Here is a 24,879-nt window from a genome sequence, read left to right as displayed (position 1 = left end):
GCCACAGGGATGGGGGCAAACGCGTTGCAGAGGGCATCCATGAGAGCGGCGTTGTGCAGACCGCCGCCGCTTACCAGCACACGGTCGGCAGGCGTATGGGGGCGAATGAACTGCGCATAGGCATGATACACCGACGATGCCGTAAGCAAGACCGCCGTTGCCAGCGCGTCATGGCGGCTTCCATTGCGGGTGCGAACCTCAGCCCATAAGCGCTGGGCATAGTCGGCGCCGAACTCCCGACGGCCAGTAGAGCGGGGCGGAGACTGCTGAAAAAAGTCATCAGCCAAAAGGTCGGCAACGAGTCCGGGTAGCGGTGTGCCCAACTCGGCATGGTGGCCCTGGTCGTCGTAGGGGGCGTCGAAGAGCGCCTTAGCGAGCGCATCAAGCACCATATTGGCTGGGCCGGTGTCAAAGGCACGCACGTCAGAGCGGGTTGCTCCTGCCGGTACTACGGTGACGTTTGCGATGCCGCCCAAGTTTAGCATGAGGCGCGTTTCCTGCGCATCCCCCAAGACCTGATAGTCAAGGTACGGAATGATAGGCGCTCCCTGGCCATCCAGCGCCATATCAGCGGGGCGGAAGTCGCCTACCACCGGGCAGTCCAACGCAGCGGCCAATGCCCCAGGAGCTCCCAACTGCAGCGATCCGCGTCCGGGTAGGGCATCGGGGCGAGCAGTAGGAATATGCGCAAGCGTCTGTCCATGCATGCCGATCAGAGCTATGTCAGATAGGGAATGGTCGGTCTGATCGAGGAGCCTACGTACAGATTTGGCGTAGCAGGTTGGCAAGTGCCCATGTAGCGCAGCCAGGTCATCGAGCGATGCTGAAGTGGTGGTGCTTAGCGTGTGAAGGGTGCGCTGTAACGAGGCGCTGTAGGGGCTATGATGTGCGGCAATAAGATCTACTTGAAGCGTGCGCTGCGTGCCCTGTATCTGCGTAAGCACCGCATCTACGCCATCGAACGACGTACCGCTCATGAGCCCAACCACGAGGCGGTGGGAATTGGGATCAGGATATACAGAACGCAGGATATTCATGAAGCAGGCAAGCTAAGGATCGATAAATAAGAGCAGGTGAAAACCACCAGCTACAACCGCACACGGGTACGTAGTGAGGTAAGAGATTCGTTTCAAGCGGGTAGTCCCATTGACGTAAAAGGGTGCCGTTCCGCTTGTGTGGAACGTTGCTTAGACGGCTCTGTAACGAATCCGCCCGCAACGTCTCTGTATATACCTGCTTGGTGCATTGTCTGCTGATCACGCTTACCTCATGCCTGCACGCCCTGTTGGGTTTATTTTCATCATGCTATGTGCTGCATGGATGATAAGCGCATCCGTACCGCCATCAGCAACGGCGCAAAGCTTAGACCGGCTGGAAGAAACCGAAACCAGCGTAGCATACTACTACCATGCCCGTCCGGGGGATGCGACGGTGCAGATTTCGGTATGGGGGACGATTGGCAACACCGGTATTTATGAAGTGCCAGACGACACACAGCTCGACAAGCTGTTGACAATGGCTGGCGGCGCACCCATTGATGCGCGTCAGCAAGGACAAGATCCTGATGACATCCGCATCACGCTGTATCGCACCGACGATTCGGGCAACCGTACCGTCGTGTATGAGGAGCCGTTGCAAGACCTGGTCGAAGACACGCGCTATCCGGCCCTGCAAGACGATGACATTCTAATTGTAGAACTGGAACAGGCGCGTACGCCCTTCCGGTTTCGTGACATACTCGGCATTGTGAGCAGTTTGGCCAGCCTTACACTCCTCGGGTTGCGCATATTCAATAGAAACTAAGCCAGACATGTGAACGAAGAGACAACGGTATCCAAACATGGGTATGTGTGCGTTGGTCTCTTCTGCTTTCTATATTTGCAAGGTCGGTTTGCCTAATGGCGGCCGCTTATGCAGAAGCCCTATAATTCCCTATGCCCTCTCCCTCGCTGCCGCCATCGAACGGACATTCCGGACAGAACGGGCACCACGAGCCCGCTACGCCGTGGCCTGCTCAGGGTCAGTTGTACGACGAAGCGTACGGACAGGGGAACGGCGCCTCTCAGCTTCGTGAGTTGTTGGCCTTGCTCTGGGGCCACAAGTGGATTATTTTGGGCGTGTTCGTGATTGTTGTGAGCGCGGCGGCTATTTACACGTACTCGCTGCCGCAGCAGTACCAAACCTCTAGTCTGCTCCTCATCAAGCCGGATTCGCCCTCAACGCTTGTGAGCACACGGGGGCGGTCGGTACCCGGGCTTGCAGAAGACCGATCGATATCGAACCAACTCTTTGTGCTGCGCCAGTCGCGCGAATTGGCCGAGCGGGTAGCCGAGCGTATGGATGAGATGTACGATGAGGGCGAGGGCCCTCCGATGATGTATAACCCTGAAACTGGGGAGCGGCACTCAGTGCAGGCTCTCACATCGCGATTAGCATCTCGAATCCAGGCCAGTCAAGGCGGTGAGGAGATCGACGCAATTCGCCTCTCGGCCACGAGCACCGACCCAGAGGAAGCGGCACTCATCGTCAACCTGTTCTCGGAAGAGTATGTCGACTTTGCGCGCGACCGGAGCCGGCAGAGCGTGCAGGCTACATACGATTTTCTGGAGAGCCAGTCCGAGAGCCTTCGGGCTGATATGGAGAAGGCCGAACAGAACCTGGTCGATTTCATGCAGCGTGAGGAGGCCGTGGCCCTGGATGAGGAGACCAGTTCAACGGTCTCGCGCATTACCAGCTTAGAGTCGGAGCGCGCACAGCTTCGCATTGAGCTGGAGATGAACCGGTCGCGGTTTAACGCGCAGGAAGAGAATGTTGAATCCATTGAACCGCAGCTGGCCGAACGCATCGCCTCTGATATCGACAGCGAGCTGGCCCGGGTGCAAGAAGAGCGCGAGCAGTTGAAGTCGCAGATTGAGCAGGCACAAGAACGCAATCCAGACCTTACGCCCAACTCAGACGGCAATGCGCTGGAGCGGGAGTTGGCGCGTACCCAGGCGCGGATCGATCGGTTGGATGCACGAGCCGAAGAGATTGCCACGCGCTATGTAGATCAGGCACTTGCGGCGGGCGGTGCTTCTCCGGGCGAAGATAGCGAGCGCGGCGTAGGATATGTGGCTGATCAGCGCGAGCAGCTGGTGCGTCAGCGCATCGAAATTAGTGGAATGGAGGCACGCCTGTCTAATATTGATGAGCAGCTGGCCGAAAACCGAGAGCGTTTGCAGGAACTTCCTGCACAGTCGCTTGAACTGGCACAGCTTCAGCGTGAGCGTCGCTCGGCAGAGCAGGTATACAGCTTTGTGCGACAGCAGATGCAGGAAACCCGCATGACCCTCGAATCTGAAATTGGGAATGCCGAGGTTGTTCGTTTTGCGGGGGTGCCCAGCGCTCCATTTGCACCGACGCCGCAGCAGAACATGATTCTAGCGGCGCTGCTTGGGCTGGTTTTGGGAGGCGGGTTTGTGATTATCCGCGAAATGCTCGATACACGTATTCGCCAGCCTGAAGACATTCGAGGGATCGGTGAGCATCTGATAGGGGTCGTGCCCTCTATGGAAGCAATTATCGAACGCGACTTCGACGGGGAACGGCAGATTACCATCGATGATCGCACCGTACCTACCACGCTTCCTATGCTGGTGAGTCCCATGTCGGCTGTAGCCGAGTCATATCGACGTCTGCGTACCAACCTGCGCTTTGCACGCCCTGATGAGGAGGTGCGCACTGTAGCCGTAACCAGTGCGAGCAAGGGCGAAGGCAAAACTACAACAGCGGCCAATCTGGCACTGGCGCTGGCAAGTGCTGGGCAGCGTACGATGCTCGTAGATGCCGACCTGAGGCGTCCGCGGCTGCACACGATGTTTGATAGTGCAGAAGCACCGCCCCTGGTTGATGTCTTGTATGAGGGCGTGCCGGACCCAGAGGTCTTTAGCACCGCAGTTGACCATCTGTACCTGATGCCGGGGGGCGAAAAGGTGCCGAACCCTGCCGAGCTTCTCGGATCGCGGCGCATGGAGGACCTCATCGGCGATCTGGAGGCGGAGTTCGATTATCTCATTATCGACACGGCACCGGTCCTCCTCTTTAGCGATGCAATGGCGCTTTCGCCGTTCTGCAAAGGTGTGGTTATGGTAGCATCAGCGGGTACGACAGACCAGCGAGCGCTGGAGCATGCCGCGCATCAGTTGCGAGAGGTTGAGGCGCCGCTCATTGGCTGTGTCCTCAATAATTACAAAGCAGGCGACAGTGCCAGCCGATATGCCTACAATTACGACAACTACGGCTACGCACAAAGCATGAAGCGGCTCGACGCGTACTACCGAGACGATGATGACCAGCCGAAGAGCCGCATCCAGCAGTGGTTTGGGAGGTAAGCAATGCAGGGCAATCCAGATGCGGGCAGCGGGGCCAATTCTAACTGCACCGCTACCCAGAGACGTATACGTATTCCAGCACAAACTGCTTCGTAGAGCGACCGCGCAGATTTATTCGCTGCGTGGTCTTTCTTTTGTGAAGAAGTAGACAACTAAAAAAGGGGGCGTTACTTTTGAGTTCGCATCAGCGGCTATCCCTTCAGGGTAAAGAAAAGCATCCTGGCGCATGGCCCCCCACACTGCTGGCGTCATACGACTGCCACAGAACGCGCATGCTCCGCCCCCCTGTGCCGCTTAGCATTGTACACACTCCGCCAGATGCAACTGGCATTGAGAAGATGTGTGTCTCGAGTCCCTGTTTCTTTGTACGCGTTGTCGTGTATGCCTACATCGCTTGCCGTACGTCCGGATGAGGCTGCCGCCCCTAAGCGAGTTGCTTTGTTTGCCGGGGCGTACAACCACATTGCCGATGGCGTGTCGCTTACGCTAAACCGGCTCGTGGCACATCTGGATGCGCAAGACGACACCGCTGTTCGCGTATTTGCGCCTACTGTTGAGGAGCCAGCCCTCAACCATGCAGGAACGCTCTGCCCGGTGCCCTCGCTACCTGCCCCGGGCCGCCCCGAGTACCGTCTGTCGTTGGGTCTGTCGCGCGAAGCCAAGGCAGTGTTGCGTGACTTCGATCCGACCATTTTCCACATTGCGACGCCCGATATGCTGGGCTTTCATGCCTTGCAAACAGCACGTCGTTGGGGGCGTCCGGTTGTTGCTTCCTACCACACCCACTTCAGTTCGTATCTCAAGTACTATCACTTAATGGCAATCGAGCCGTTGCTGTGGCAGTACCTGCGTACGTTTTACGCGCAATGCGAGCATATCTACGTTCCCTCTTCGGCGATGGCAGATATCTTGCGGGCGCATGGGATTACAGAAGGTTTGCGCCGGTGGGAGCGTGGCATTGATACGCAGCGCTTCCATCCCAACCACCGCAGCATGGCGTGGCGGCGCGAGCGTGGCATTGCTGATGATGACGTGGTGCTATGCTTCGTGAGCCGTTTGGTGTGGGAGAAGGGGCTTGCTCTGCTTCCCCAACTCTGGCAGGTCTTGCAAGAACGCGATGTGGACGCACGGCTGCTCATTGTAGGAGATGGACCGGCCCGGGCCGATTTGGAAGATGCTTTACCAACGGCTCACTTCACGGGCTTTCTGAGCGGCAAGGAGTTGGCAACCGCCTATGCCAGCAGCGATGCTTTTGTCTTCCCAAGCGATACAGAAACCTTTGGCAACGTGACGCTGGAAGCTATGGCTTCGGGCTTACCCACGGTGTGTGCCGATGCCGTAGGCAGTCGCGACTTGGTCGATGAAGGGAGCACCGGCGCTTTGTGTCCGCCGGGGAATGTGCGGGCTTTCGCGGAGGCGCTGGTCCCGCTGCTTACCGATGCCGATATGCGGACCACGATGGGCCGCGCGGCGCACGAACGTGCACAATCGTACACCTGGGCCGCCTTGCTTCAGCGCATGGATGGCTATTACGATGACGTACTTAACCGCCCTCGCGCTGCCGATATTGCTTCGGCGGCGCCTGCTTCGCATCCTGCTTAATCAGAGCCTGCTCTATCGTGCATCTACTGTACGTTTCCCATTCGCTGCCGCCCAAAAAGCGTCCCATGGCTAATGTTGGGGGCATGCAGCGCGTATCCCTCAAGCTCCACGAAGCGCTCAAGGAGCATCCTACGCCGCCGCATGTCGAGTCGATTTTGCTGCGCAGCACGTGGCGCTGGACGGCCTACAAGGTGCCGTTTTTTCTGGGCAAGGCAGCATGGCGCATTCGGCAAGCAGTGCTTCGCGAAGAAGCCGACGTGGTGCTCTTTTCGTCGATGGTTACCGCCTCGCTGGCAGTGCCATTGCGCGGCTTTTTCGACCGCCACAACGTAAAGGCAACGACGATTGCTCATGGCCTCGACGTAACGCTTAAAGTGCGCCCGTACCAGTGGTTCGTACCGCGCGTGTTCGATGCGCTCGACGCAGTGCTGCCCGTCAGCCGTGCCACGGGGGAGGCCTGCATGGCCCGCGGCATGCCGGCAGACCAGGTACACGTTGTACCGAACGGCATTGACTTAGACCGCTACGCGCCGCCGCAGCAAAAGCCTGAAATGCGAGCGACGCTAAAGCGGACCCTCGGCTCCGAGGCAGCCCCGCTCCCCGACGATGCCCTGCTCCTGTGTAGCGTGGGGCGGCAGGTGAAGCGTAAAGGATTTGCCTGGTTTGTGGAGCACGTCATGCCCACGCTCCCTGAAAACGTATATTACTGGATTGCAGGCGACGGCCCCGAATCTGAATCTATTCAGCGGGCTATAGACCGGAATAACCTGAACGACCGCGTGCGCCAACTTGGACGTATTCCCAATCTCGATCTGGCTCGCCTGTATCGCGGTTCTGATCTCTTTATTATGCCAAATATTCCTGTAGACGGGGATATGGAAGGGTTTGGAGTGGTGATGCTCGAAGCGGGGCAGTGCGGCTGCCCCTCGATTGCTGCACGCCTTGAGGGAATTCAAGATGTCATTACCGAAGGGGAAAACGGGCACCTTGTGTCCAGCCAAGATCCGGCGGCTTTCCGCGAGGCCATTTTGCAGTATAACCATGCCTCAGACCGGCTCCGAGCTGCTTCAAAGCGTGCTGTGCGTCATACTGAAGCTTCGTTTGGGTGGAAGGCCGTTGCGCAGCAGTACATCGACGTGTTGCAGTCGGTTGTACATCCAGACATGCCCACATCAGGCGATACGCTTCCGGGGCACGAAGTGGAGTTGCATCCAGCGGATGAATCTCAACCAGCCCAACCGGCCTCGTAACGCGTGCTATCGTTTGCGCATCGCGTGCTCCCACTTGGCTATCCTATCTTTTTCCTATCTTTTGCGGAGCCTTTGCGCAGTGGCTCTTCTTATGGTGAACCGTTTTGGGGCAGGGGCATAACACATCGATAACAAAGCAACCGGACTATGTAGTTCGTGCCGGTTGGTCTTCGGATCCATCTGCTATCCCCGTCAAGCCCTCCGCATCCTCATGTCGCGTCGCAACCTGACCCGCGAACTTGCGGAACTGCGCCAGCTCCTGCTCTCTATGTCTGACATTGTCAAGGAGCAGTTTGGCGATGCTGTCGAAGCACTGCTCACAGGCAACATGGAACTGGCCGAAGCGGTCATTGAGCGGGATAATGAGGTGGATCGCCTGGAGCTTGACATCGACGAGCAGTGTGAACGCATTCTGGCGCTGTATCAGCCTGTGGCTGTTGATCTGCGCTTTCTGATTGTGGTCGTTAAGATCAACACCGACCTGGAGCGCATGGGCGATCACTGCCGTAACCTGGCACGCAACGTGAAGCATGTGCGGGACGCGCCGCTGGTCATGGAGCATACAACACTGCCCGAACTGGCCAAGGCCTGCGGAAACATCCTGTCGGAGGCGCAGCGCTCCTTCTTAGAGCGTGACCACACTTTGGCCCAAGAGGTGCCTACCTTCGACGATCGCGTAAACGAACTGCATCGTCAGAATTTCAACCGATTGGTGGCGTTCTGCAAAGAACACCCCGAGCATGCCGAGCCGGCTGCGCATCTGATTACGGCCAGCAAAGCCATTGAACGCATTGGCGATCATGCCAAAAGCATTGCAAAGTGCGTGGTCTTTCTGATCGAGGGGGAGGATCTGCGGCATGCGTCGATGCAGGAGCAGGACGCCTCAGGAGACGGGGCCTCGTAGTACGTTGCCATGTGTTATCTACCGGAGGCTACCCGCTCGATGTGCTGCACGATGGCGTTCGGCATCTGCTGTACGCGGGCGCGGTACGCTGCCGTGTCGGGCGCATAGTGGGGAAGGAAGTCAAGCAGCGCATTCGGAGTGAACTGGCTGCTGCGGATGCCTGCTCCGGCTCGCACCGTGTCGTATGCATTGCACAGCTGTTCGTAATGGCCGGGCACCGGCACCGCCTGCACAGGGGTGCCCATGTACAACGCTTCAGCAATCGATTCAAATCCGGCGGTACAAGCCAGGCCGCGCGCCTGCGTCATCGAGCGGATGAACCGAGATGCGCTTAGCGGATAGATGGTGAGCGTGTCATCGACCTGTTCGGGGGTGTGCACGCCCTGGCGCCCCCAGAAGCAGCGTAGCGGTACGTGAGGGTGCGCCCGGTGCCAACGTACCAGTTGGTTGGCATAGCTTTCGTTGAGCAGATAGACTTGCAGGTACGGCTTCCGCGTCCGCGAGAGCGCCTGCTTCCGCACCCGAGAACGCAGAAGGGGAGGCATCACCGTGATCCGCTTTTGGGCAAGTTGCCAACCGGACGAGGTAGAGGGCGCAGGATAGAGCGACAGGGCGATGCAGGTGTCGGCGCCCCAGCAGGTGCTGTACGTAGCCCATCGCGTAAGAGTCCGCCACTTCCAGTGGCCCGGGGGGAAGCGATAGCCGGGATGCAAAAACATGTACTGATGCGCGATGGCTACCGTGGGTATCGATACGCCCCGCTTGTGCGCCAACATTGCCATCATGGGCTCAAAAAAGTTGATGATCACATCAGGGTTGGCCCGGTCGAGGGCGGCCTGAAGGGTGTTGAGCGGCCTGGAATCAAAAAAGGCCCGTCGCATAGCTCGCCACGCCGTCACGGCTGGACGCACAGCATGTGTAACAGGGTCGGTAGCAATAGAGACGCTCCTTAAGGGCGTGAGCGGACCCGCTATTGCATCCACAAAAAAATCGGGCCACGTGCCCTGTTCGGGGCGTCCCACGGCAGCACCTACAACATCATGACCGGCTGTCTGCAGGATGTCTTGCAGCGCGAGGGCCTGGGTCAGGTGGCCACGTCCTTCGCCTTGTATCGTGAAAAAACAACGCATAGCTTGTAAGCCAGGTGAACAAGTCCGCGCCTGTGTATGCAGGGACGGGAGGGGCGTTCGCCTATGTCCGATTCCGAAACCCACATACAACCGGCTCGTTCAGGCTCCGATCTTCACTCGGAGTATCTTGTGCTGTGTCGCATCCCAACGGAAGCCCCTACCTTATCCTGTTTGCGCTCTGGCTGATGATGTTTTCAGCCAGCAGTCAGGTCGTTATTGTTATCCCTATTCTGCCCGAAATCAGCCAGACGCTGGGCATCAACGAACTGTGGCAGGGGGTACTGCTGGGGTCGTACGCCTTTGCGCTTGGCGTGTCGGCGGTAATTACCGGCCCCATCTCAGACCGCATTGGGCGACGGCGCATTCTTATCATTGGCGCTACGCTCATGTCGGTGGCGCTTACATTACACACCGTAGCCGCCAGCTTTACGCTGCTCTTGATTATGCGTACGCTGGCGGGCATCGGGGGCGGGATTCTAAGCGGCGGCTCAGTGGCGTACATCGGTGATTACTTTCCGTATGATCGGCGGGGGTGGGCTAACGGATGGGTGATGAGTGGTACTGCATTCGGGCAAATTGCCGGGGTGCCCATCGGAAAGGTGCTGGCTACAGCGTATGGCTACCGGTGGCCGTTTTTGATGTTTGCTATTACCATGGGGCTGGCGGCGGTGCTCATTTGGTACGTGTTGCCCGCTGTAAATGCACATCTTGATCCGAAACGCCTCACCGTGCGTCGCATGGTCATGAAGTACGTTCGGCTGGTGCGCCGCTCTGAAATCGTGGCTGCCGTAGCCACATACTTTCTCATGTTTTTGGGCATCGGACTCTTTGCCTCGTTTTTGCCTACGTGGCTGGAGGTCGAAGTGGGCATCTCCGGATTCCAAATAGCTTTGCTCTTCGCTGTCGGCGGCCTGGCCAACATCATCGCTGCTCCCGTAGCCGGACACGTCTCTGATACCATTGGGCGCAAGCCGCTCGTCATTGCGTCATGCCTCGGATTGAGTGCTACCATCATCGTGGCACCGTATCTCATCGATGGCTTTGGGATGGCTGCCTTCCTGTTCTTCCTTGCCATGGTGGCCGTGGGCATTCGCATCAGTCCGCTCCAGGCGCTCATGACGGCGCTTGTAGCAGATGCACGGCGCGGCCTCCTCATGGGACTGGCAGTGGGGTTCGGTCAGGTGGGATTCGGAGTGGGCAGCTTTATTGCAGGCCTAACATACGGCCCATATGGCTATGTGAGCAACACGACAATGGGAGCCGTATCGGTGCTTCTGATGGCTGCGATCGTGCAATGGGGATTGCCTGAGCCTGATCTTCGAGCAGTGCGCCCTGCAGCCTCGGGGGGAGCCGCATCTTCGTGACATACGCAGCGGTGTAACGGAGCACCAACCGCGCACACGTACATCGCGTAATGTTTCTTTGTCAGGCTTCCCTTCGTGACTATGGCAACCTCGTACGATCTTCTTGTAGTAGGCAGCGGTGGGGGCGGCTCGGTGGCTGCACGTCGGTGCAACGACGCCGGTTGGTCCGTCGCTCAAATTGACAATCGCCCGTTTGGAGGCACCTGCGCCCAGCGCGGCTGCGATCCTAAGAAAGTGCTCGTTGGCGCAGCACATGCCGTTGATCAGGCCACGCGCTTGCACGGCCACGGCCTTACGGCACCGCCTGCCATTGACTGGAACGACCTGATGGCGTTTAAACGCTCGTTTACCGAGCCGGTGTCTGAGGCGCGCGAACGGGCACTCGACAAGGCCGGAATCGATGCCTACCACGGTACCGCGCGTTTCGTCAACGAACACACGCTGCACGTCGGCAACGATACGCTCGAAGGCGAACACATCGTACTGGCTACCGGCATGCACCCGTTTCCGCTTTCGTTTGAGGGGGCCGACCTGCTCACTACCAGCGACGAGTTTCTGGAAATCGATGCGCTGCCCGACGAGATTATATTCGTGGGCGGAGGCTACATCTCTATGGAGTTCGCCCACATTGCCCGCCGTGCCGGGGCCAGCGTGCGTATCATTCAGCGGGAAAACCACCTGCTTCCGCCCTTCGACGCGGACTGTACCGACCGCCTGGCCGAGGCCTCGCGCGAGCTGGGCATGCACATCCACCTGAATACGGATGCAGTGCGCATCAACGAGACCGATGAGGGCAACCTCGCCGTAACCACGCGGAGGCCCGATGGTGCCGAGCACACCTACACCGCCGACCTCGCCATTCATGGCGCGGGGCGCGTGCCCAATATCGAAGCGCTTGATCTGAAGACCGGCAACGTTGACGCCGGACGCGGCGGCATTACCGTGAACGAGTACCTGCAAAGTCCGACAAACCCGCGCGTCTACGCCGCAGGCGATGTTGCCGACACCCCCGGGCTGCCCCTCACGCCGCTCTCAGGACAAGAATCCCACATTGTAGCCGACAATCTGCTGGGCGATACGCCGCATGCCGCCACCTACGGACTCCAGCCCAGTGCCGCCTTCACGCTGCCGCCGCTGGCCACGGTGGGGCTTACCGTCGAAGAAGCCGAAGGGCGCGATGTGCGCATCATCGAGAACGACCTGAGCGGATGGTACAGCTACCGCCGCATCCAGGCCGATACCGCATACGCTAAGGTCCTGGTGGATGCGGAAACCGATGCCATCGTGGGGGCGCACCTCGTGGGTGAGCAAGCGCCTGAGCTGATCAACCTGTTCACGCTCGCCATCCGCCACGAAATGACGCCCGCCGACATTAAAGACACCACCTTCGCGTATCCCACGCACGGCTCCGATCTGCAGTACATGGTGTAATACCAAACCTGGTTGCAGCATTACGGTACTGCTTCTCAGCCGCCCCGGATTGACTTCGTCAGTCGGTCTCGTGTAAGGATGAATGGATGAACGGATGAAAGGGGGGAGGTTTTTTCATCCGTCCGTTTACGCTTCCATACCTCCATCCTCAACGGAGCATGCGGAGTTGGTATAAGTGCTCACTCGCCGGGTGCGAACGTCGTTACGGTTTGGACTGACTCAACGGGGCGCAGCGGCACATTCAGGCGGGCGCGAAACCGCATGATGTGGGGGAGCCACTGTCCATCGCGTCCCGGTTGTAAGGAAATGTAGAACAGGCTGTCTTCGTCGTAGAGCAATGCCCGGTCGGCACGCACCACATAGGTACTCACCGCAGAGCGCGTGCCAGGCAGCACGTCCACGCGGGCATAGGGGATGGCCATGCGGCGTCCGTCTCCCGTATCGCGGGCCACCACCTCAATGCGGTCAACCGGAATGCCCGGCGCAAGCGTGTCGCGGCGCATCCCGTAGCGATACGCTGGCTGGTTGCGCGCCTCCAGGAAAGGCGGTTCGTCGGGATACGCATCACGCACCACATTGCCGGGCAGCGCCTCGGCATCGGCACGGGGCACCAGGCCCCACAGATCGCGGTCGGGAAGCGTGCCAGTCTGCGTCTCATCCAGCAGTTCCGGCTCAGCGCCCGGGCGGTGCTGCCACGTCTGGCGCAACTGCCCACGCAGCGAGTCGGACGGTGTGAAGGCGTCGGTGCGGGTGGTGCGGACGAGGGGTACGCGCGGGAGCGCCGCAAACGCCGAGTCCATGAGGGCAAAGTCAAGGCTGTCGAGTCGGCTCACGACGGGGTCGCCGGTGGTTGTCCACGCGGTGGTATCGGTGGGCGGTGTGTAGCGGGGCGGCGGCCCGTCGGTCGAGGTGCAGCCGGACGTTGTCACCAATGCCGCAAGGAGCGCGCTGGCAACAAACAGGAGCACAACGCGAGAACACGGCACAAACGACGGTATCATAAGCAGCAGGAGGGCAGAGTAGGATCGGAAATCGGTACAAACAGCCAGGCATCGAACACGCCACGCATCCGATTCAAATTAAAACCGGCTGGTTTCACAACAGAATAATGCATCGGTCCGAGCCGATGCTTATGTTGCTATGCACCGCCTACCCCACACGGGGCCGCGCCGAAAAGTTTCGGACGCGCGTTCTGCTTCTGTTTCTTGCTATGGTTGTTGCGCATGAGTCACTCATCGGCGAATTCGGCGACGTCTTCATCAGAGGCCTGGCATGCTCGCTACGTGGCGGAGGCCGCGGCCCGTGCCGGAGCGGCGGTCATCCGCGACCGTGCGGGCAAAGCGCATACGGTGGAGACGAAGGGTACCAACGACTTCGTAACCGAAGCCGACAAAGCCGCGCAAGATGCGGTGGTGCAGGTGCTGCGCCGCTCGTTTCCGGATGACACGATTCTGGCTGAAGAGCAGGATGATTCTGAGGGCAGCATCGCCGATTTTAGCGGACGCCGATGGATCATCGATCCGATTGACGGCACGACCAACTTCATGCACGGTATTCCGCCCTATGCGGTCAGCATTGCGTTGCAGCACGATGATGCGATCGTGGCGGCGGTGGTGTTCGACGTGCCGCACGACAAGTTGTACGCGGCGGTGAAAGGCAGTGGCGCCACCTGCAATGGCACCCCGCTCACCGTAAACGACGCCGCCACGCTGCCCGAAGCGGTTATTGCCACCGGCTTTCCGTATCGGCGCACTGCCCACACCGAGGTGTACCTGGATGTCATGGGCACGCTCTTGCCCAGGGTCCGCGGCATACGCCGTCACGGTGCAGCCTCGATCGACCTGGTGCGTGTGGCCGATGGCGCATATGGGGCGTACTACGAAATGAGCCTCAAGCCGTGGGACGTAGCCGCGGGGGCGCTCATTGTGCGCGAAGCGGGCGGACGCGTAACCACGATTGGCGGCGCGGGTGGGCTGCATCCCTTGTTTGATGCGCAGGTTGTTGCAACGAACGACCGCCTTCACGCAACGATGCAAGACGCGCTTGCTCCGCTGCAACACATTCACGCTTGACGATATGCCTCGCCGCAACGCGGGGCCTTTTGTATCCCCCTGTACCTTTTTTTCTAACAGTTGCTTGTTCGTATGTCTGACGCTGGATATGGATTGCTCGATGGAAAGACCGGCATCATCTTTGGTGCCTTAAACGACGAAAGTATTGCCTGGAAGGTGGCCGAAGCCGCCCATCGCGAGGGGGCGCAGTTTGCGCTCTCGAACGCGCCGGTGGCGCGCCGCCTGGGCAGTATGGATGAACTGGCCGATGCCACCGACAGCCCCGTCATCTGGGCCGACGCTACCGACGATGACGACCTGGCTTCGCTCTTCAATGAGGTGCAAGACGAGTACGGCGGCATCGACTTTATTGTGCACTCCATTGGCATGGGCGTTAACGTGCGCAAGGATGTACCGTACGAAGACCTGAACTACAACTGGTACCAGAAAACGCTCGATATTTCATCGGTGAGCCTGCATCGCATTGTGCATCATGCGCTCGACACCGGCGCCCTCAACGACGGCGGGTCGGTTGTGGCCATGAGCTACATTGGGGCCCAGCGCATCTTCTCGAAGTACTCCGAAATGGGGGATGCGAAGGCGCTCCTGGAAAGCATTGTGCGCTCGTTTGGATACCGGCTGGGCCAGCGCGACATTCGCATCAACGCGATCTCGCAAAGCCCCACCAAGACCACGGCGGGTTCGGGCATTGAAGGCTTCAACGCCATGTACGAGTTCGCCGAGCGCGTGGCGCCGATGGGCAACGCCTCGGCCGAAAGCTGCGCCGACTACACCGTCACGCTTTTGAGCGACCTGACGCGGATGGTGACCATGCAGACGCTCTACCACGACGGCGGCTTCAGCGCCATGGGGATCTCCGATCAGTTGGTGGAGGCGATGCAGGACGCCTTCCAGAACGACGATGACGATGCGTAGCCTACGGGGTGCGTGCTACGTGCTCAATTTGTTTTCCGGATGTGAACGCGATGTCTTCGATTGAATTGTTTGTCTCGGATATTGACGGCTGCCTGGCGCGTCCGTACCGGCCGTACGACCTCGACGGGCTGCAGGCGCTGGCCGCCCATGCCGATGCGGCCGGAACGCTGCACGACGACGGCACCGCCCCCACGGCGCGTCCGGTCGTTACGCTTTGCTCGGGGCGGCCCTACTCGTACGTAGAAGCCATGACGCAGGCGCTTGGGCTCGTTACGCCGGTGCTGTTCGAGAGCGGCGCGGGGCGGTTTGATCCGGTAGCGGCACAGACCACCTGGCATCCGGCGCTCACCGATGAACTGGAGGAGCAACTGGATGAGATGCGCGCCTGGTTTCGCGAGGAAGCGGTGCCCGGCACCAAAATCTCGCTCGACCACGCCAAGCGCGCCCAGGCCGGCATTGTAACCCCCGACCCCGCCGAGATCCAGGCTGCGCGGCCCAAGGCACTGGCCTTCGTTGAGAACCACCTTCCCGACTTGAAGGTATTCACCACCGACGTGTCGATCGACGTGCTCTCGCCTCAAATTACGAAGCGCGCCGGACTCGAATGGCTGGGTGCGCATCTGAATGTGCCATTAGAAGCCATGGCGTACATCGGCGACACCGATGGCGATATTGTGGCGCTGGAGGCGGTGGGGCAGTCTTTTGCTCCAGCCAATGCTCACGAATCCGTCAAACCGCGTGTAGACGTCGTGACCGAGGCACCTGTTGCTGCGGGTACCCTCGCGGCCTACGAACAGTGCATCGCCTACAACGAAGCGACCCTGCCGTCCGCATCCCCCCTGTAACCCCACCTGCACGCCCGAAATCGAACCGGTTTTTAGTATGATGCAACGCCTTTCCTGCTTTATTCAGGTGCTGATGTTGGCTGTGCTGTGTAGCAGCATGGCAGTTCTCTCGGTTGCAGCCCAAACACAGACCGAGTCTGACCTTGACGCCGATATGCCTGCCCGTAACACGTCCAGCGAGGTTGCTGATGCCAACCTGCACTACGTGTCGGGGGGATCGACCATGCTGTATCGGGGACCAAGCGAGCAAGCACCGCTACAGCGCATGCCAGTGCGCACGCCGGTGCATCACCTGGGGTGCGAAGGCGAGTGGTGCGAGGTCCGTCTTGAAGAAGGCGAGTCGGGATACGTGGCCGCTGACGATCTCTCTAACGTGTGGATTCACATCGACAAAGACGCGCGCCGCCTGCACGTGTATGCAGGTCCTGAGCATCTGGCCACGTACAACGCTGATTTTGGTCCGAATGTGTTTCTGGATAAAGAGCGTCGTGGTACGCTCCAGGAGCAGGATCACTGGCGTACGCCGGAGGGGATGTTCCATGTCGTGCGGTTAAATGCCGAAAGCCAGTACTATAAAGCACTGGTGCTCGACTATCCGGGGCCAGACGATGCCGAGCGGGGGCTGAAAGAAGGCATCATTTCTGACGAGGAATATGAGGCGATCATCGAAGCACACGATGAGCGCCGCATGCCGCCTATGTCTACCGATTTGGGGGGCTGGATTGAGATCCACGGCGACGGTACGGGGGCAGCCACCACATGGACGCGCGGCTGCGTTGCGCTTCACAACACCGACTTAGATGCGGTTTGGGAGTACGCCTCAGTTGGAACCCCTGTGCTTATTCAATAGCGAAATTGGCCGTTTCGTTGCAGTGAGCGGAACTGCACTGTATGGCGTGCAATTCATGCGCCAAACCCCTGTTGTATTTTCGCTGCTGCCGGGCGCCTGTGCCATGCAGCATTATACTCATTACACGCATACAAAGCTTATGCATCAATCTCGTTTTTCTGTTGTGTTCACCACATTACTGGCCGTGCTCGTGCTGGCTGTTGGATGCGGCGAGAGCGACCCAACGGCTCCACCGGACGGCTGGGAAACCGATGGCGACCGCTGGTGGCACTCTGACACGGACACGGCTGACGTCTTCCCTGACCAAGGAGACATGCAGGCCATGGGGATTCTGGACGAAGAGGATGAAGAACTGGCCATTGAAGGCGACGAAGTCAGTGGAGAGGTCTTCCTTAAAGGCGTGAAGCGTGGTCTGGATGACTTCTACAAGAGTAATCCAGCGATCATCGATAGTCTGTTTGATGAGTACGCCGCACCAGAACTGGGAACCGACTCGCGCAGTGGAGAGGTCGAAGAGCAGGTGCAAGAAGCCGTGCAAGAAGCCCGGAACTTGCTTGATGACTACTACCGGCGTCCGGAGGTCCAGGAACAGGAAGACATTAGCTACCCGCGCGACCTCTATGAGGAAGGCATTGAAGGCAATGTCGAGCTTCAGGTCCGTGTGAATAGCAGCGGCGATCCGGTTGCAATCCGCGTGGTCGAGTCTGTACACCCCGAACTTGACGCCATTGCCATGCGCTCGGCTGCGCTCATGCGTGCTTCTCCTGCCCGCGTTCGCTATAGCGAAGACGAAGAGTGGGAAGACATCGAAGGATGGATTCACTTCGACGTACCGTTCCAGGTGTAATAAGCGAGTGCCCCCAGACGTGCCTGACGTCCGGGCGCGTTTCGGTCACATCCTGATGCATGGCGCTGAATTGCGACATAGCGTAGATGGGCTTCTCTCCAGGCAATGCCTGCCCCGGTGGCTTCGTGCCGCCGGGGCAGTAGTAGTTTAGAGCAGCAGGCAGGTGGTAGCAAGGAGCACATGCCTGTCATGAAGTGACCCCCCACCAAAGAACAAGGGCAATCCCAACGCCAGCTGCACCAATCCACAACAACCAAGACATAGGAGTCAATTGGTCCGCTTCGCGAGAGCGCTGCGTCGGCTGTTCGCCCGACCCTGTATTTGGAGACGGAGGCAAACCAGAGGTGGAGTCGGGCTCGGTTGCTTTCAATTCAGACTCCGTGTCTTGTGGTTCTTGCTCGCTCTGTTCGGACGTCTGCGCCGAGGAGCTCCACAGTGGGGGGCGCGCAGGCGGAGGGCCGTCGTCAAGCAGCGCACGGGCGTAGGTGGCTACCGACTCGTCGAGCACATCGGTTGGTGTATAAATGTACGCGAGCCATGACTTTACGTCGCGGCGCATGGCGCGGTTGGGGCAGTGGTTGTCGAGGTACGATTCATGCTCTTCAATAGGGCGATCGAGAAGCACATCGATATGGGCATGGACGCGGGGCCAGTAATCCTCGGATGAACGATCCATGAGGCATCATTTGCATGGGAAAGTGACATGTGGGGGAGACAGTAGGGGAAAGTACATGCGCAAAACCGGCATTGAACCGGACGACGAACCGGACGACGAGCATCAGTTTGCCCGTTAGACAGCGTATGCAGGTAACGCATCCAGATAGCGCATGCAGTTTATGTCTGATGCCAATTCCGCATACTTCGTTGGTGTGTGGAGGGATCGAATAGGAAAAGGGGAACGAAAACTATCTGCTTTCGGCGTGGAGAACGGGGCAGAGGGGCCCGAAGGGTCATGCCTGTTGTGCCCCTGAACAGCCTGCGTCGCACGGCGGAGGGGCCGTAGGTCATGCTGTTGTGCGCTGCGACGAGATGACGGGGTGAGTTACAGCTGCGTACGTTCTCACCGCCATGCGGCAACCGGATTTAGGGGAAGGAGAGTCCCGATTAGCTTGGCGCATTTGTGGTGATCACAAACACGATGAGCGGCTCGTCTCCGGTGTTGCGCACAGCATGTAGCGCCTCGCCTTTCACGCTGGTCACACTGCCTGGTCCAATGTCGATAGGACGGGGCTCACTATCTGGATCGTCTTTTTCGAGGTAGACGCCGGTTCCTTGCATCACCACGTACAACTCTTCTTCGTTGCGGTCGCCATGACTGTGAAAGCCTACGCTGTCAGCATCGGTAGGCAACACCATGTACGCAGCGATGCGGTTGTTGACGAGCTCGTCGGGGCGGAAGAGCTGAAGCAGGTAGACCACGCCGGTACCATCGTACATGGCTTTGCGCTTGTCGTAGCGCGACACGGGGCGTGGGGACTGGCCCAGCGGGTGTACCTTGGGCGTGAGGTAGTCCTGCACCAGCGCATCGATCTGTTGTTTTTCGTTGTCGGTGAGCGGTTCGCGGGAGCGGGGCATAAGCGGGCTGTTGGAAGGGGGAGGCCGTGAAGAGGCTGGCAGTTACGCCGCATCAGTGCGACCCGTTCACCTTGAACTGGCGGATGGACCGAATCGCGTGCGGATCGCCCGAGAGGTCAACGGCGCGCTGCACCAGGTCGTCGAGCTGCGCATCCGACAGCGGTTCGTTGAGCGCGTTCACGTCGTAGGCAATGCCGTATTCAGGGAAGTCGCAGTGATTCGAGTTCAGGTTGCTGGCGCCGGCTTCGTACACCGAGTCATCAATGGCCTTCTTGGTGCCGCGCACGTCGCTGTGCACCACCGAAAGCGCCCAGTACGGGGTTTCGACGCGGGCGCCAATGGTTTCCTTCGGTGCAAACACCGTGTCGCGCACCGTGGCGTGCTCGTTGAACATGCGTGTGGTCGTAGCGATGCGCGAGGCAATGCGCGGCTGAGCCTCCTGGGTAGCAGCCCCGATGTGCGGCGTGGTCACCACCTCGCCTATATCGGCGTACGGGTTCTGCCACTTTTCATTGCTGCTGCCGGGCTCCTCGGGAAACACGTCGATAGCCGCCGCCCGCACGTGGCCTTCCGACACCGCACGCTTCAGGTCGTTGGGATCGTACAGGAAGCCGCGGGCCGCGTTGATGAATCCGCGCGGACTGTTCTCGCCGCGCTCGGATGCCAGTTTCTTGAAGTGGTCGTACGTGATGAGTCCCTGATTCGAACGCCCCCTCGGGTCTTCAGCCGAGACGTGCAGCGTCACAAAGTCGGCGGCGGCGAAGGCCTCATCGATGCTGTTGCAGGCGGTCCATCCCAGCGTTTCGCCGACCTCGCGGGCCACCTCCGAGGCGTCGTAGAAGCAGATGTCCATGCCGAACCGGTCGGCGAGCTTCGCTACCTGCTTGCCGATGTTGCCCAGCCCAATAATCGAGAGCGTCTTGCCGAGCAGCTCGTAGCGGCGTGTGCTCGACTTCGTCCACAGATGCTGGCGGCCCGCTTCGTTAGCTGTGAAGATGCGGCGTGCAATGCCAATCATCTCGCCGAAGACCATCTCCACGACCGAGCGCCCGTTGCTTACAGGGTCGTTCATGACCAGCACCCCGGCCTCGGCGCACGCCTTCTTATCCACCGTATCGTCGCCGATGCAGCAGAGCATAATGGCAGCCAGGTTGGGGGAAGCCGCGAGCACCTCCTCGGTCACCGGAAACTTGCTGCGCTTGTAGAGCAAGTCGTGTTGCCCCTTTTTAAGCCGTTCGATGACCGCGTCAACATCCGACGTTTCTTCGTGGGGCACGCGCTCAGGCGTGATGCCCTGCTCGCGTAGGTAATCGTCGAGCGATGGGTCGGGGTGCTCCAGGATGATTGCGTTCTGGAAGCGGTCGTTTAGGAAGCGGGGGCGAACCAACGTGGGCGATTCTTGCATGGGCAGGCAACAAGCTGTCAATCAAAGAAGACCGAAACGTATGTAGACCAACGGCAAACTATGGGTCTGTCTCATACAACCGCTTCAATGCGTAGCATGGGGCAGAAAGGTCCGCATCCCCCCAAATATATTTTCCGATGTTGTGAAGTATTTCATGGAAGCGGTTCCGGCGCGAATCCCCGCAACATACGCGGTGGCGCACAGGTAGGCTACGTCGATGCATCCTCTGTTCATGTACGCTTTGGCTTTCTTATGGCAACGACGTTCGACATCCTCCGCGATCTGCTCACCCAGCGCATCTTGGTGATGGACGGTGCGATGGGCACCATGATTCAGCGCCACGACCTCTCTGAAAAAGATTTTCGCAACGAACAGGTCGCCGACGTCGATGCCGACCTTAAGGGCAACAACGACCTGCTGTCGCTTACGCGTCCCGACATCATCAAAGACATCCACTGGGAGTACCTGGCAGCGGGCAGCGACATTATTGAAACGAATACCTTTAGCGCGACGGCCGTAGCGCAGGAGGACTACGCGTTGGAGCACCTGGCTTACGAGTTGAACGTAGCCAGCGCCCGCCTGGCCCGTGAGGCTGCCGATGAGGCCTCCACTTCCGAGAAGCCACGCTTCGTTGCAGGAGCGATGGGGCCAACGAACAAGACGCTCTCTGTCTCTCCCGATGTCAACGACCCCGGCTACCGCGCAGCGACCTTTGAAGAACTGCAGACAGCGTATTACGAGCAGGCCTGCGGACTCGTGGACGGCGGCGCGGACATCTTGCTCGTGGAAACGGTCTTCGACACACTGAACTGCAAAGCGGCGCTCTACGCCATCCAGCGTCTGTTTGACGAGCGGGATGCGCAGTGGCCGGTCATGATTTCGGGCACGATTACCGATATGAGCGGGCGCACGCTCTCGGGCCAAACGCCCGAAGCCTTCTACACGTCGGTCATGCACCAGCCGCAGCTTTTGAGCGTGGGACTGAACTGTGCCCTCGGCTCCAAGCAGATGCGTCCGTTTATCGAGGAGCTGGCCAATGCGGCTGAAACGTTCACGAGCCTCTATCCGAATGCGGGCCTGCCCAACGAGTTTGGCGGATACGACGAAACGCCCGACTTCATGGCCGAGCAGCTCGATAGCTACCTGAGCGAGGGCTGGCTGAACATCGTGGGCGGATGCTGCGGCACTACGCCCGACCACATCGCGCAGTTTGTGGAGGTGGCCGCCCAGCACGAACCGCGCACGCGGCCCGAGCCCTCGACTACGCTGCGTCTGAGCGGACTCGAACCGCTGGTCTTTCGCGACGATCTCAACTTTGTGAACATCGGCGAGCGCACCAACGTGATGGGCTCGCGTCGCTTCAAGCGTCTCATCAAAGACGACGACTACGAAACCGCGCTCAACGTGGCGCGCCAGCAGGTCGAAAACGGCGCGCAGATGGTCGACGTGAACATGGACGAGGGCATGATCGACGGCCCGGCCGCCATGAAACGCTTCCTGCAACTGGTGGCCGCCGAACCCGACATCTCGCGCGTGCCCATCGTGATTGACTCCTCGAAGTGGGAGGTCCTCGAAACCGGGCTGCGCTGCGTGCAGGGCAAGCCGGTCGTGAACTCCATCTCGATGAAGGAGGGCGAGGCCGAGTTCCTGGAGCACGCGCACCTCTGCCGCCGCTACGGCGCTGCGGTTATTGTGATGGCCTTCGACGAAGACGGCCAGGCCGACACCTACGAGCGCAAGATCGAGATCTGCGAGCGCGCCTACCGGCTGCTGGTCGATGAGGTGGGCTTCCCCCCGCAAGACATCATTTTCGATCCCAACATCTTCGCGATTGCCACGGGCATCGAGGAGCACGCTACCTATGGTATCGACTTTCTGGAGGCGACGGAGTGGATCAAAGAGAATCTGCCCCACGCAAAGGTCAGTGGCGGACTCTCCAACATCAGCTTCTCGTTTCGCGGCAACAACCGCGTCCGCGAGGCCATGCACACCATCTTTCTGTACCACGCCATCAAGCGCGGGATGGACATGGCGATCGTCAACGCGGGGCAGATCGAGGTGTACGACCAGATCGACGATACCCTGCGCGAGCACATCGAAGACGTGCTCTTCAACCGCCGCGACGATGCCACCGAGCGCCTGGTGGATCTGGCGGAAGAGATTGCTGCGCAAGAAGACGACACCGAACAAGAGGAAAAAACCGCTGAGTGGCGTGAGGAGCCGGTCGAGCAGCGCATTGAGCACGCCCTTGTGAAGGGCATTCTTGATCATATCGTAGCGGATGCAGAGGAAGCACGCCAGAAGTACAACGAATCGCTCGATGTGATTGAGGGCCCGCTCATGGACGGCATGGACGTGGTCGGCGATCTGTTTGGCGATGGCAAGATGTTCTTGCCGCAGGTGGTAAAGAGCGCGCGCGTCATGAAGAAGGCCGTGGCGCACCTGCGTCCATATATCGAGGAAGAACAGGCGGCGGAAGACGCTCGTCGTGAAGCCGCCGGGGAAGCCCCGCGCGAAGACACCGACAACCCGAAGGTGCTCCTGGCCACCGTAAAGGGCGATGTGCACGACATCGGCAAAAATATTGTGGGCGTGGTGCTACAGTGCAACGGCTACGACGTGGTGGATCTGGGCGTGATGGTGCCGGCCCAGGAGATCCTGCAGCAAGCCCGCGAGCACGATGTGGACATTATTGGGCTGAGCGGACTCATCACGCCCTCGCTCGATGAGATGGTGCATGTGGCCGAAGAGATGGAACGGGAGGGATTCGACATTCCGCTCCTGATTGGCGGAGCCACCACCTCCGAAATCCATACCGCGGTCAAGATTGCCGAGCATTACAGCGGGCCGGTTGTGCACGTGCTGGATGCCTCGCGCAGCGTGAACGTGACGGGCAACCTCGTGGCCGAAGACCTGCGCGACACGTTCCTGCGCGAAGTTGAGGAGCGCTACGACAAACTCCGCGAGCGCCACCGCTCCGGCGGACGCCGCAAGACGTTCCTCTCTATCGAGGAGGCCCGCGCCAACCGCTTCACCTCCGACTGGAGCGAGGTGCCCATCACGAAACCGAACAAGCTCGGCACCACGGTCTTCCCGAAAGTGCCTGTGGATACGCTCCGCGAGTACATCGACTGGACGCCGTTCTTCATTGCATGGGACCTCAGCGGCAAGTATCCGCGCATCTTCGAGGACGAAGAGAAGGGCGCGGAGGCCCGCCAGCTTTATGAGGATGCGAATGCGATGCTCGACCGCCTATCGCAGCGCCGGAGCCTGACGTGCAACGGCATCATCGGGCTGTATCCAGCTAACCGCGTGGGCGACGACATCGAAGTCTACACCGATGACACCCGCACCGAAGTGGCCACTGTGCTGCACGCGCTGCGCCAGCAAACCGAAAAGCGCGGCGACCTGCCCAACCGTGCGCTCTCCGACTACGTAGCTCCGAAGGACAGCGGCATCAACGACTACATTGGGGCATTCGCGGTGACTTCCGGGCTCGGCCTGGAGCGCATCATCGAAGACTTTAAAGATGCACAGGATGACTATAACGTCATCATGGCGCAGGCATTGGCTGACCGGCTGGCGGAGGCATTTGCGGAGTACCTGCACGAGCAGGTGCGCACAGACTACTGGGGCTATGCGCCCGACGAAGACCTGTCCAACAAAGACCTTGTGCGCGAGCAGTACCGCGGGATTCGTCCGGCCCCCGGCTACCCGGCGTGTCCCGACCACACCGAGAAGCCGCTCATCTGGGATCTGATGGGCGTGGAGAAGCACACCGACATTTCCCTCACCGAGAACCTGGCCATGCATCCGGGGGCCTCGGTATGCGGGATCTACCTTGCGCATCCCGAAACGAGCTACTACAACGCAGGCACGTTCCAGCGCGACCAGATCGAAGACTACGCCGCCCGCAAAAACATGGCCGTGGCCGAGGTCGAACAGTGGCTCGCCGACCGCCTGGCCTACGACCCGGCGGAGTACCAGGATGAGCCCGAAGCGGTGGCGGTGTGAATTCAGGGAGCGTGTGAACAGCAAGAAGCTGCGTAACGCTACGCCTGATTATAAGGAGTAGCTACTACTATGTCACACCTGAATGACAAGGCTTCGATGGATGCTTTCCCCTCCATCCTACCCTTCCTCCCCGAGGAGGAAGGAACCGTAGGACGCTCTCATGAAGTCCCCCTCAGAGGAGGGGGATTTAGGGGGAGAGATTCTGTGCTTTCAAACGACCTAAAGTTTGTCAAAGCAATACGTTATAACGACGCTACTATGATAAATCGCTGTGCCTACATCCACCCTGACGCGTGAAGGGTACG

The 24,879-nt window shown here is 59.6% G+C and carries 19 protein-coding genes; 13 read left to right on the top strand and 6 right to left on the bottom strand.

The features are described 5' to 3' along the window. Window positions 1-1,037: anhydro-N-acetylmuramic acid kinase (locus R6U20_RS11235; protein ID WP_410337951.1), on the bottom strand; the 1,037-nt coding region annotated here is incomplete at its 3' end. Between the two features lie 283 nt (window positions 1,038-1,320). Here R6U20_RS11235 and R6U20_RS11230 point away from each other — a divergent pair. The 5 genes from R6U20_RS11230 to phoU all read left to right on the top strand — a co-directional run bounded on the left by R6U20_RS11230 (window position 1,321) and on the right by phoU (window position 8,126). Continuing rightward, entirely contained in the window at window positions 1,321-1,803 is a 483-nt protein-coding gene (locus R6U20_RS11230; protein WP_410337950.1) for a hypothetical protein, read from the top strand. A 131-nt stretch (window positions 1,804-1,934) separates the two neighbouring features. Then, the gene (locus R6U20_RS11225) at window positions 1,935-4,370 is read left to right on the top strand and encodes a GumC family protein (protein WP_410337949.1); all 2,436 of its coding nucleotides are present in this window, start codon (window positions 1,935-1,937) and stop codon (window positions 4,368-4,370) included. Window positions 4,371-4,751: 381 nt separating this feature from the next. Continuing rightward, the gene (locus R6U20_RS11220) at window positions 4,752-5,972 is read left to right on the top strand and encodes a glycosyltransferase family 4 protein (RefSeq protein ID WP_410337948.1); all 1,221 of its coding nucleotides are present in this window, start codon (window positions 4,752-4,754) and stop codon (window positions 5,970-5,972) included. Window positions 5,973-6,037: 65 nt separating this feature from the next. Continuing rightward, window positions 6,038-7,222: a glycosyltransferase family 4 protein gene (locus R6U20_RS11215; protein WP_410337947.1), complete on the top strand. Its 1,185-nt coding sequence runs from the start codon at window positions 6,038-6,040 to the stop codon at window positions 7,220-7,222. 211 nt (window positions 7,223-7,433) lie between these two features. Beyond that, window positions 7,434-8,126, top strand: a complete 693-nt coding sequence (phoU, locus tag R6U20_RS11210; protein ID WP_410337946.1) for a phosphate signaling complex protein PhoU — start codon at window positions 7,434-7,436, stop codon at window positions 8,124-8,126. A gap of 14 nt (window positions 8,127-8,140) precedes the next feature. Here phoU and R6U20_RS11205 read toward each other — a convergent pair whose 3' ends face one another. Further along, window positions 8,141-9,256 (bottom strand): glycosyltransferase family protein, encoded by a 1,116-nt coding sequence (locus tag R6U20_RS11205; RefSeq protein WP_410337945.1) that lies wholly within the window; start codon window positions 9,254-9,256, stop codon window positions 8,141-8,143. A 134-nt stretch (window positions 9,257-9,390) separates the two neighbouring features. Here R6U20_RS11205 and R6U20_RS11200 point away from each other — a divergent pair, with 134 nt between their 5' ends. Further along, entirely contained in the window at window positions 9,391-10,620 is a 1,230-nt protein-coding gene (locus R6U20_RS11200) for an MFS transporter (protein ID WP_410337944.1), read from the top strand. Between the two features lie 81 nt (window positions 10,621-10,701). After that, window positions 10,702-12,051 carry a dihydrolipoyl dehydrogenase family protein gene (locus R6U20_RS11195; protein WP_410337943.1) on the top strand — a complete coding sequence of 450 codons (1,350 nt, stop codon included), beginning with the start codon at window positions 10,702-10,704 and terminating at the stop codon, window positions 12,049-12,051. A gap of 179 nt (window positions 12,052-12,230) precedes the next feature. Here R6U20_RS11195 and R6U20_RS11190 read toward each other — a convergent pair whose 3' ends face one another. Beyond that, on the bottom strand, window positions 12,231-13,037 hold the full coding sequence (locus tag R6U20_RS11190; protein WP_410337942.1) for a hypothetical protein: 807 nt from the start codon (window positions 13,035-13,037) through the stop codon (window positions 12,231-12,233). Window positions 13,038-13,274: 237 nt separating this feature from the next. Here R6U20_RS11190 and R6U20_RS11185 point away from each other — a divergent pair, with 237 nt between their 5' ends. The 5 genes from R6U20_RS11185 (at window position 13,275) to R6U20_RS11165 (ending at window position 17,580) form a co-directional block, all read left to right on the top strand. Continuing rightward, complete coding sequence (locus R6U20_RS11185; RefSeq protein WP_410337941.1) at window positions 13,275-14,123, top strand: inositol monophosphatase family protein; 849 nt, start codon at window positions 13,275-13,277, stop codon at window positions 14,121-14,123. Between the two features lie 72 nt (window positions 14,124-14,195). Further along, window positions 14,196-15,038 carry an enoyl-ACP reductase gene (locus tag R6U20_RS11180; protein WP_410337940.1) on the top strand — a complete coding sequence of 281 codons (843 nt, stop codon included), beginning with the start codon at window positions 14,196-14,198 and terminating at the stop codon, window positions 15,036-15,038. Between the two features lie 50 nt (window positions 15,039-15,088). Then, the gene (locus R6U20_RS11175) at window positions 15,089-15,883 is read left to right on the top strand and encodes an HAD family hydrolase (RefSeq protein WP_410337939.1); all 795 of its coding nucleotides are present in this window, start codon (window positions 15,089-15,091) and stop codon (window positions 15,881-15,883) included. Window positions 15,884-15,920: 37 nt separating this feature from the next. Next, the gene (locus tag R6U20_RS11170) at window positions 15,921-16,733 is read left to right on the top strand and encodes a L,D-transpeptidase family protein (protein WP_410337938.1); all 813 of its coding nucleotides are present in this window, start codon (window positions 15,921-15,923) and stop codon (window positions 16,731-16,733) included. 139 nt (window positions 16,734-16,872) lie between these two features. Then, window positions 16,873-17,580 (top strand): energy transducer TonB, encoded by a 708-nt coding sequence (locus R6U20_RS11165; protein WP_410337937.1) that lies wholly within the window; start codon window positions 16,873-16,875, stop codon window positions 17,578-17,580. A 187-nt stretch (window positions 17,581-17,767) separates the two neighbouring features. Here the strand turns inward: R6U20_RS11165 and R6U20_RS11160 are convergent, their stop codons facing one another. The 3 genes from R6U20_RS11160 to R6U20_RS11150 all read right to left on the bottom strand — a co-directional run bounded on the left by R6U20_RS11160 (window position 17,768) and on the right by R6U20_RS11150 (window position 20,560). Then, window positions 17,768-18,256 (bottom strand): hypothetical protein, encoded by a 489-nt coding sequence (locus tag R6U20_RS11160; protein ID WP_410337936.1) that lies wholly within the window; start codon window positions 18,254-18,256, stop codon window positions 17,768-17,770. 428 nt (window positions 18,257-18,684) lie between these two features. Then, entirely contained in the window at window positions 18,685-19,155 is a 471-nt protein-coding gene (locus R6U20_RS11155; RefSeq protein WP_410337935.1) for a cupin domain-containing protein, read from the bottom strand. A gap of 52 nt (window positions 19,156-19,207) precedes the next feature. Beyond that, on the bottom strand, window positions 19,208-20,560 hold the full coding sequence (locus tag R6U20_RS11150) for an NAD(P)-dependent oxidoreductase (RefSeq protein WP_410337934.1): 1,353 nt from the start codon (window positions 20,558-20,560) through the stop codon (window positions 19,208-19,210). 252 nt (window positions 20,561-20,812) lie between these two features. On the opposite strand from R6U20_RS11150, the gene metH reads away from it, so the two are divergent. After that, entirely contained in the window at window positions 20,813-24,574 is a 3,762-nt protein-coding gene (gene metH / locus R6U20_RS11145; protein ID WP_410337933.1) for a methionine synthase, read from the top strand. The last annotated feature ends 305 nt before the right edge of the window (window positions 24,575-24,879 follow it).

Origin of the sequence: Longimonas sp., from assembly GCF_046498435.1 — a bacterium.
Lineage (GTDB): Bacteria > Bacteroidota > Rhodothermia > Rhodothermales > Salinibacteraceae > Longimonas.
This window is presented reverse-complemented; position numbering and strand designations above follow the sequence as displayed.

Bases quoted from the DNA above. Each gene is read 5' to 3' on its own strand.
- R6U20_RS11215 (WP_410337947.1), top strand. From the start codon at position 6,038: ATGGCTAATGTTGGGGGCATGCAGCGCGTATCCCTCAAGCTCCACGAA.
- R6U20_RS11160 (WP_410337936.1), bottom strand. From the start codon at position 18,256: ATGGATCGTTCATCCGAGGATTACTGGCCCCGCGTCCATGCCCATATC.
- metH (WP_410337933.1), top strand. From the start codon at position 20,813: ATGGCAACGACGTTCGACATCCTCCGCGATCTGCTCACCCAGCGCATC.
- R6U20_RS11185 (WP_410337941.1), top strand. From the start codon at position 13,275: ATGAGTCACTCATCGGCGAATTCGGCGACGTCTTCATCAGAGGCCTGG.
- R6U20_RS11170 (WP_410337938.1), top strand. From the start codon at position 15,921: ATGATGCAACGCCTTTCCTGCTTTATTCAGGTGCTGATGTTGGCTGTG.
- R6U20_RS11165 (WP_410337937.1), top strand. From the start codon at position 16,873: ATGCATCAATCTCGTTTTTCTGTTGTGTTCACCACATTACTGGCCGTG.
- R6U20_RS11175 (WP_410337939.1), top strand. From the start codon at position 15,089: ATGTCTTCGATTGAATTGTTTGTCTCGGATATTGACGGCTGCCTGGCG.
- R6U20_RS11205 (WP_410337945.1), bottom strand. From the start codon at position 9,256: ATGCGTTGTTTTTTCACGATACAAGGCGAAGGACGTGGCCACCTGACC.
- R6U20_RS11195 (WP_410337943.1), top strand. From the start codon at position 10,702: ATGGCAACCTCGTACGATCTTCTTGTAGTAGGCAGCGGTGGGGGCGGC.
- R6U20_RS11155 (WP_410337935.1), bottom strand. From the start codon at position 19,155: ATGCCCCGCTCCCGCGAACCGCTCACCGACAACGAAAAACAACAGATC.
- R6U20_RS11150 (WP_410337934.1), bottom strand. From the start codon at position 20,560: ATGCAAGAATCGCCCACGTTGGTTCGCCCCCGCTTCCTAAACGACCGC.
- R6U20_RS11180 (WP_410337940.1), top strand. From the start codon at position 14,196: ATGTCTGACGCTGGATATGGATTGCTCGATGGAAAGACCGGCATCATC.
- R6U20_RS11225 (WP_410337949.1), top strand. From the start codon at position 1,935: ATGCCCTCTCCCTCGCTGCCGCCATCGAACGGACATTCCGGACAGAAC.
- phoU (WP_410337946.1), top strand. From the start codon at position 7,434: ATGTCGCGTCGCAACCTGACCCGCGAACTTGCGGAACTGCGCCAGCTC.
- R6U20_RS11230 (WP_410337950.1), top strand. From the start codon at position 1,321: ATGATAAGCGCATCCGTACCGCCATCAGCAACGGCGCAAAGCTTAGAC.
- R6U20_RS11220 (WP_410337948.1), top strand. From the start codon at position 4,752: ATGCCTACATCGCTTGCCGTACGTCCGGATGAGGCTGCCGCCCCTAAG.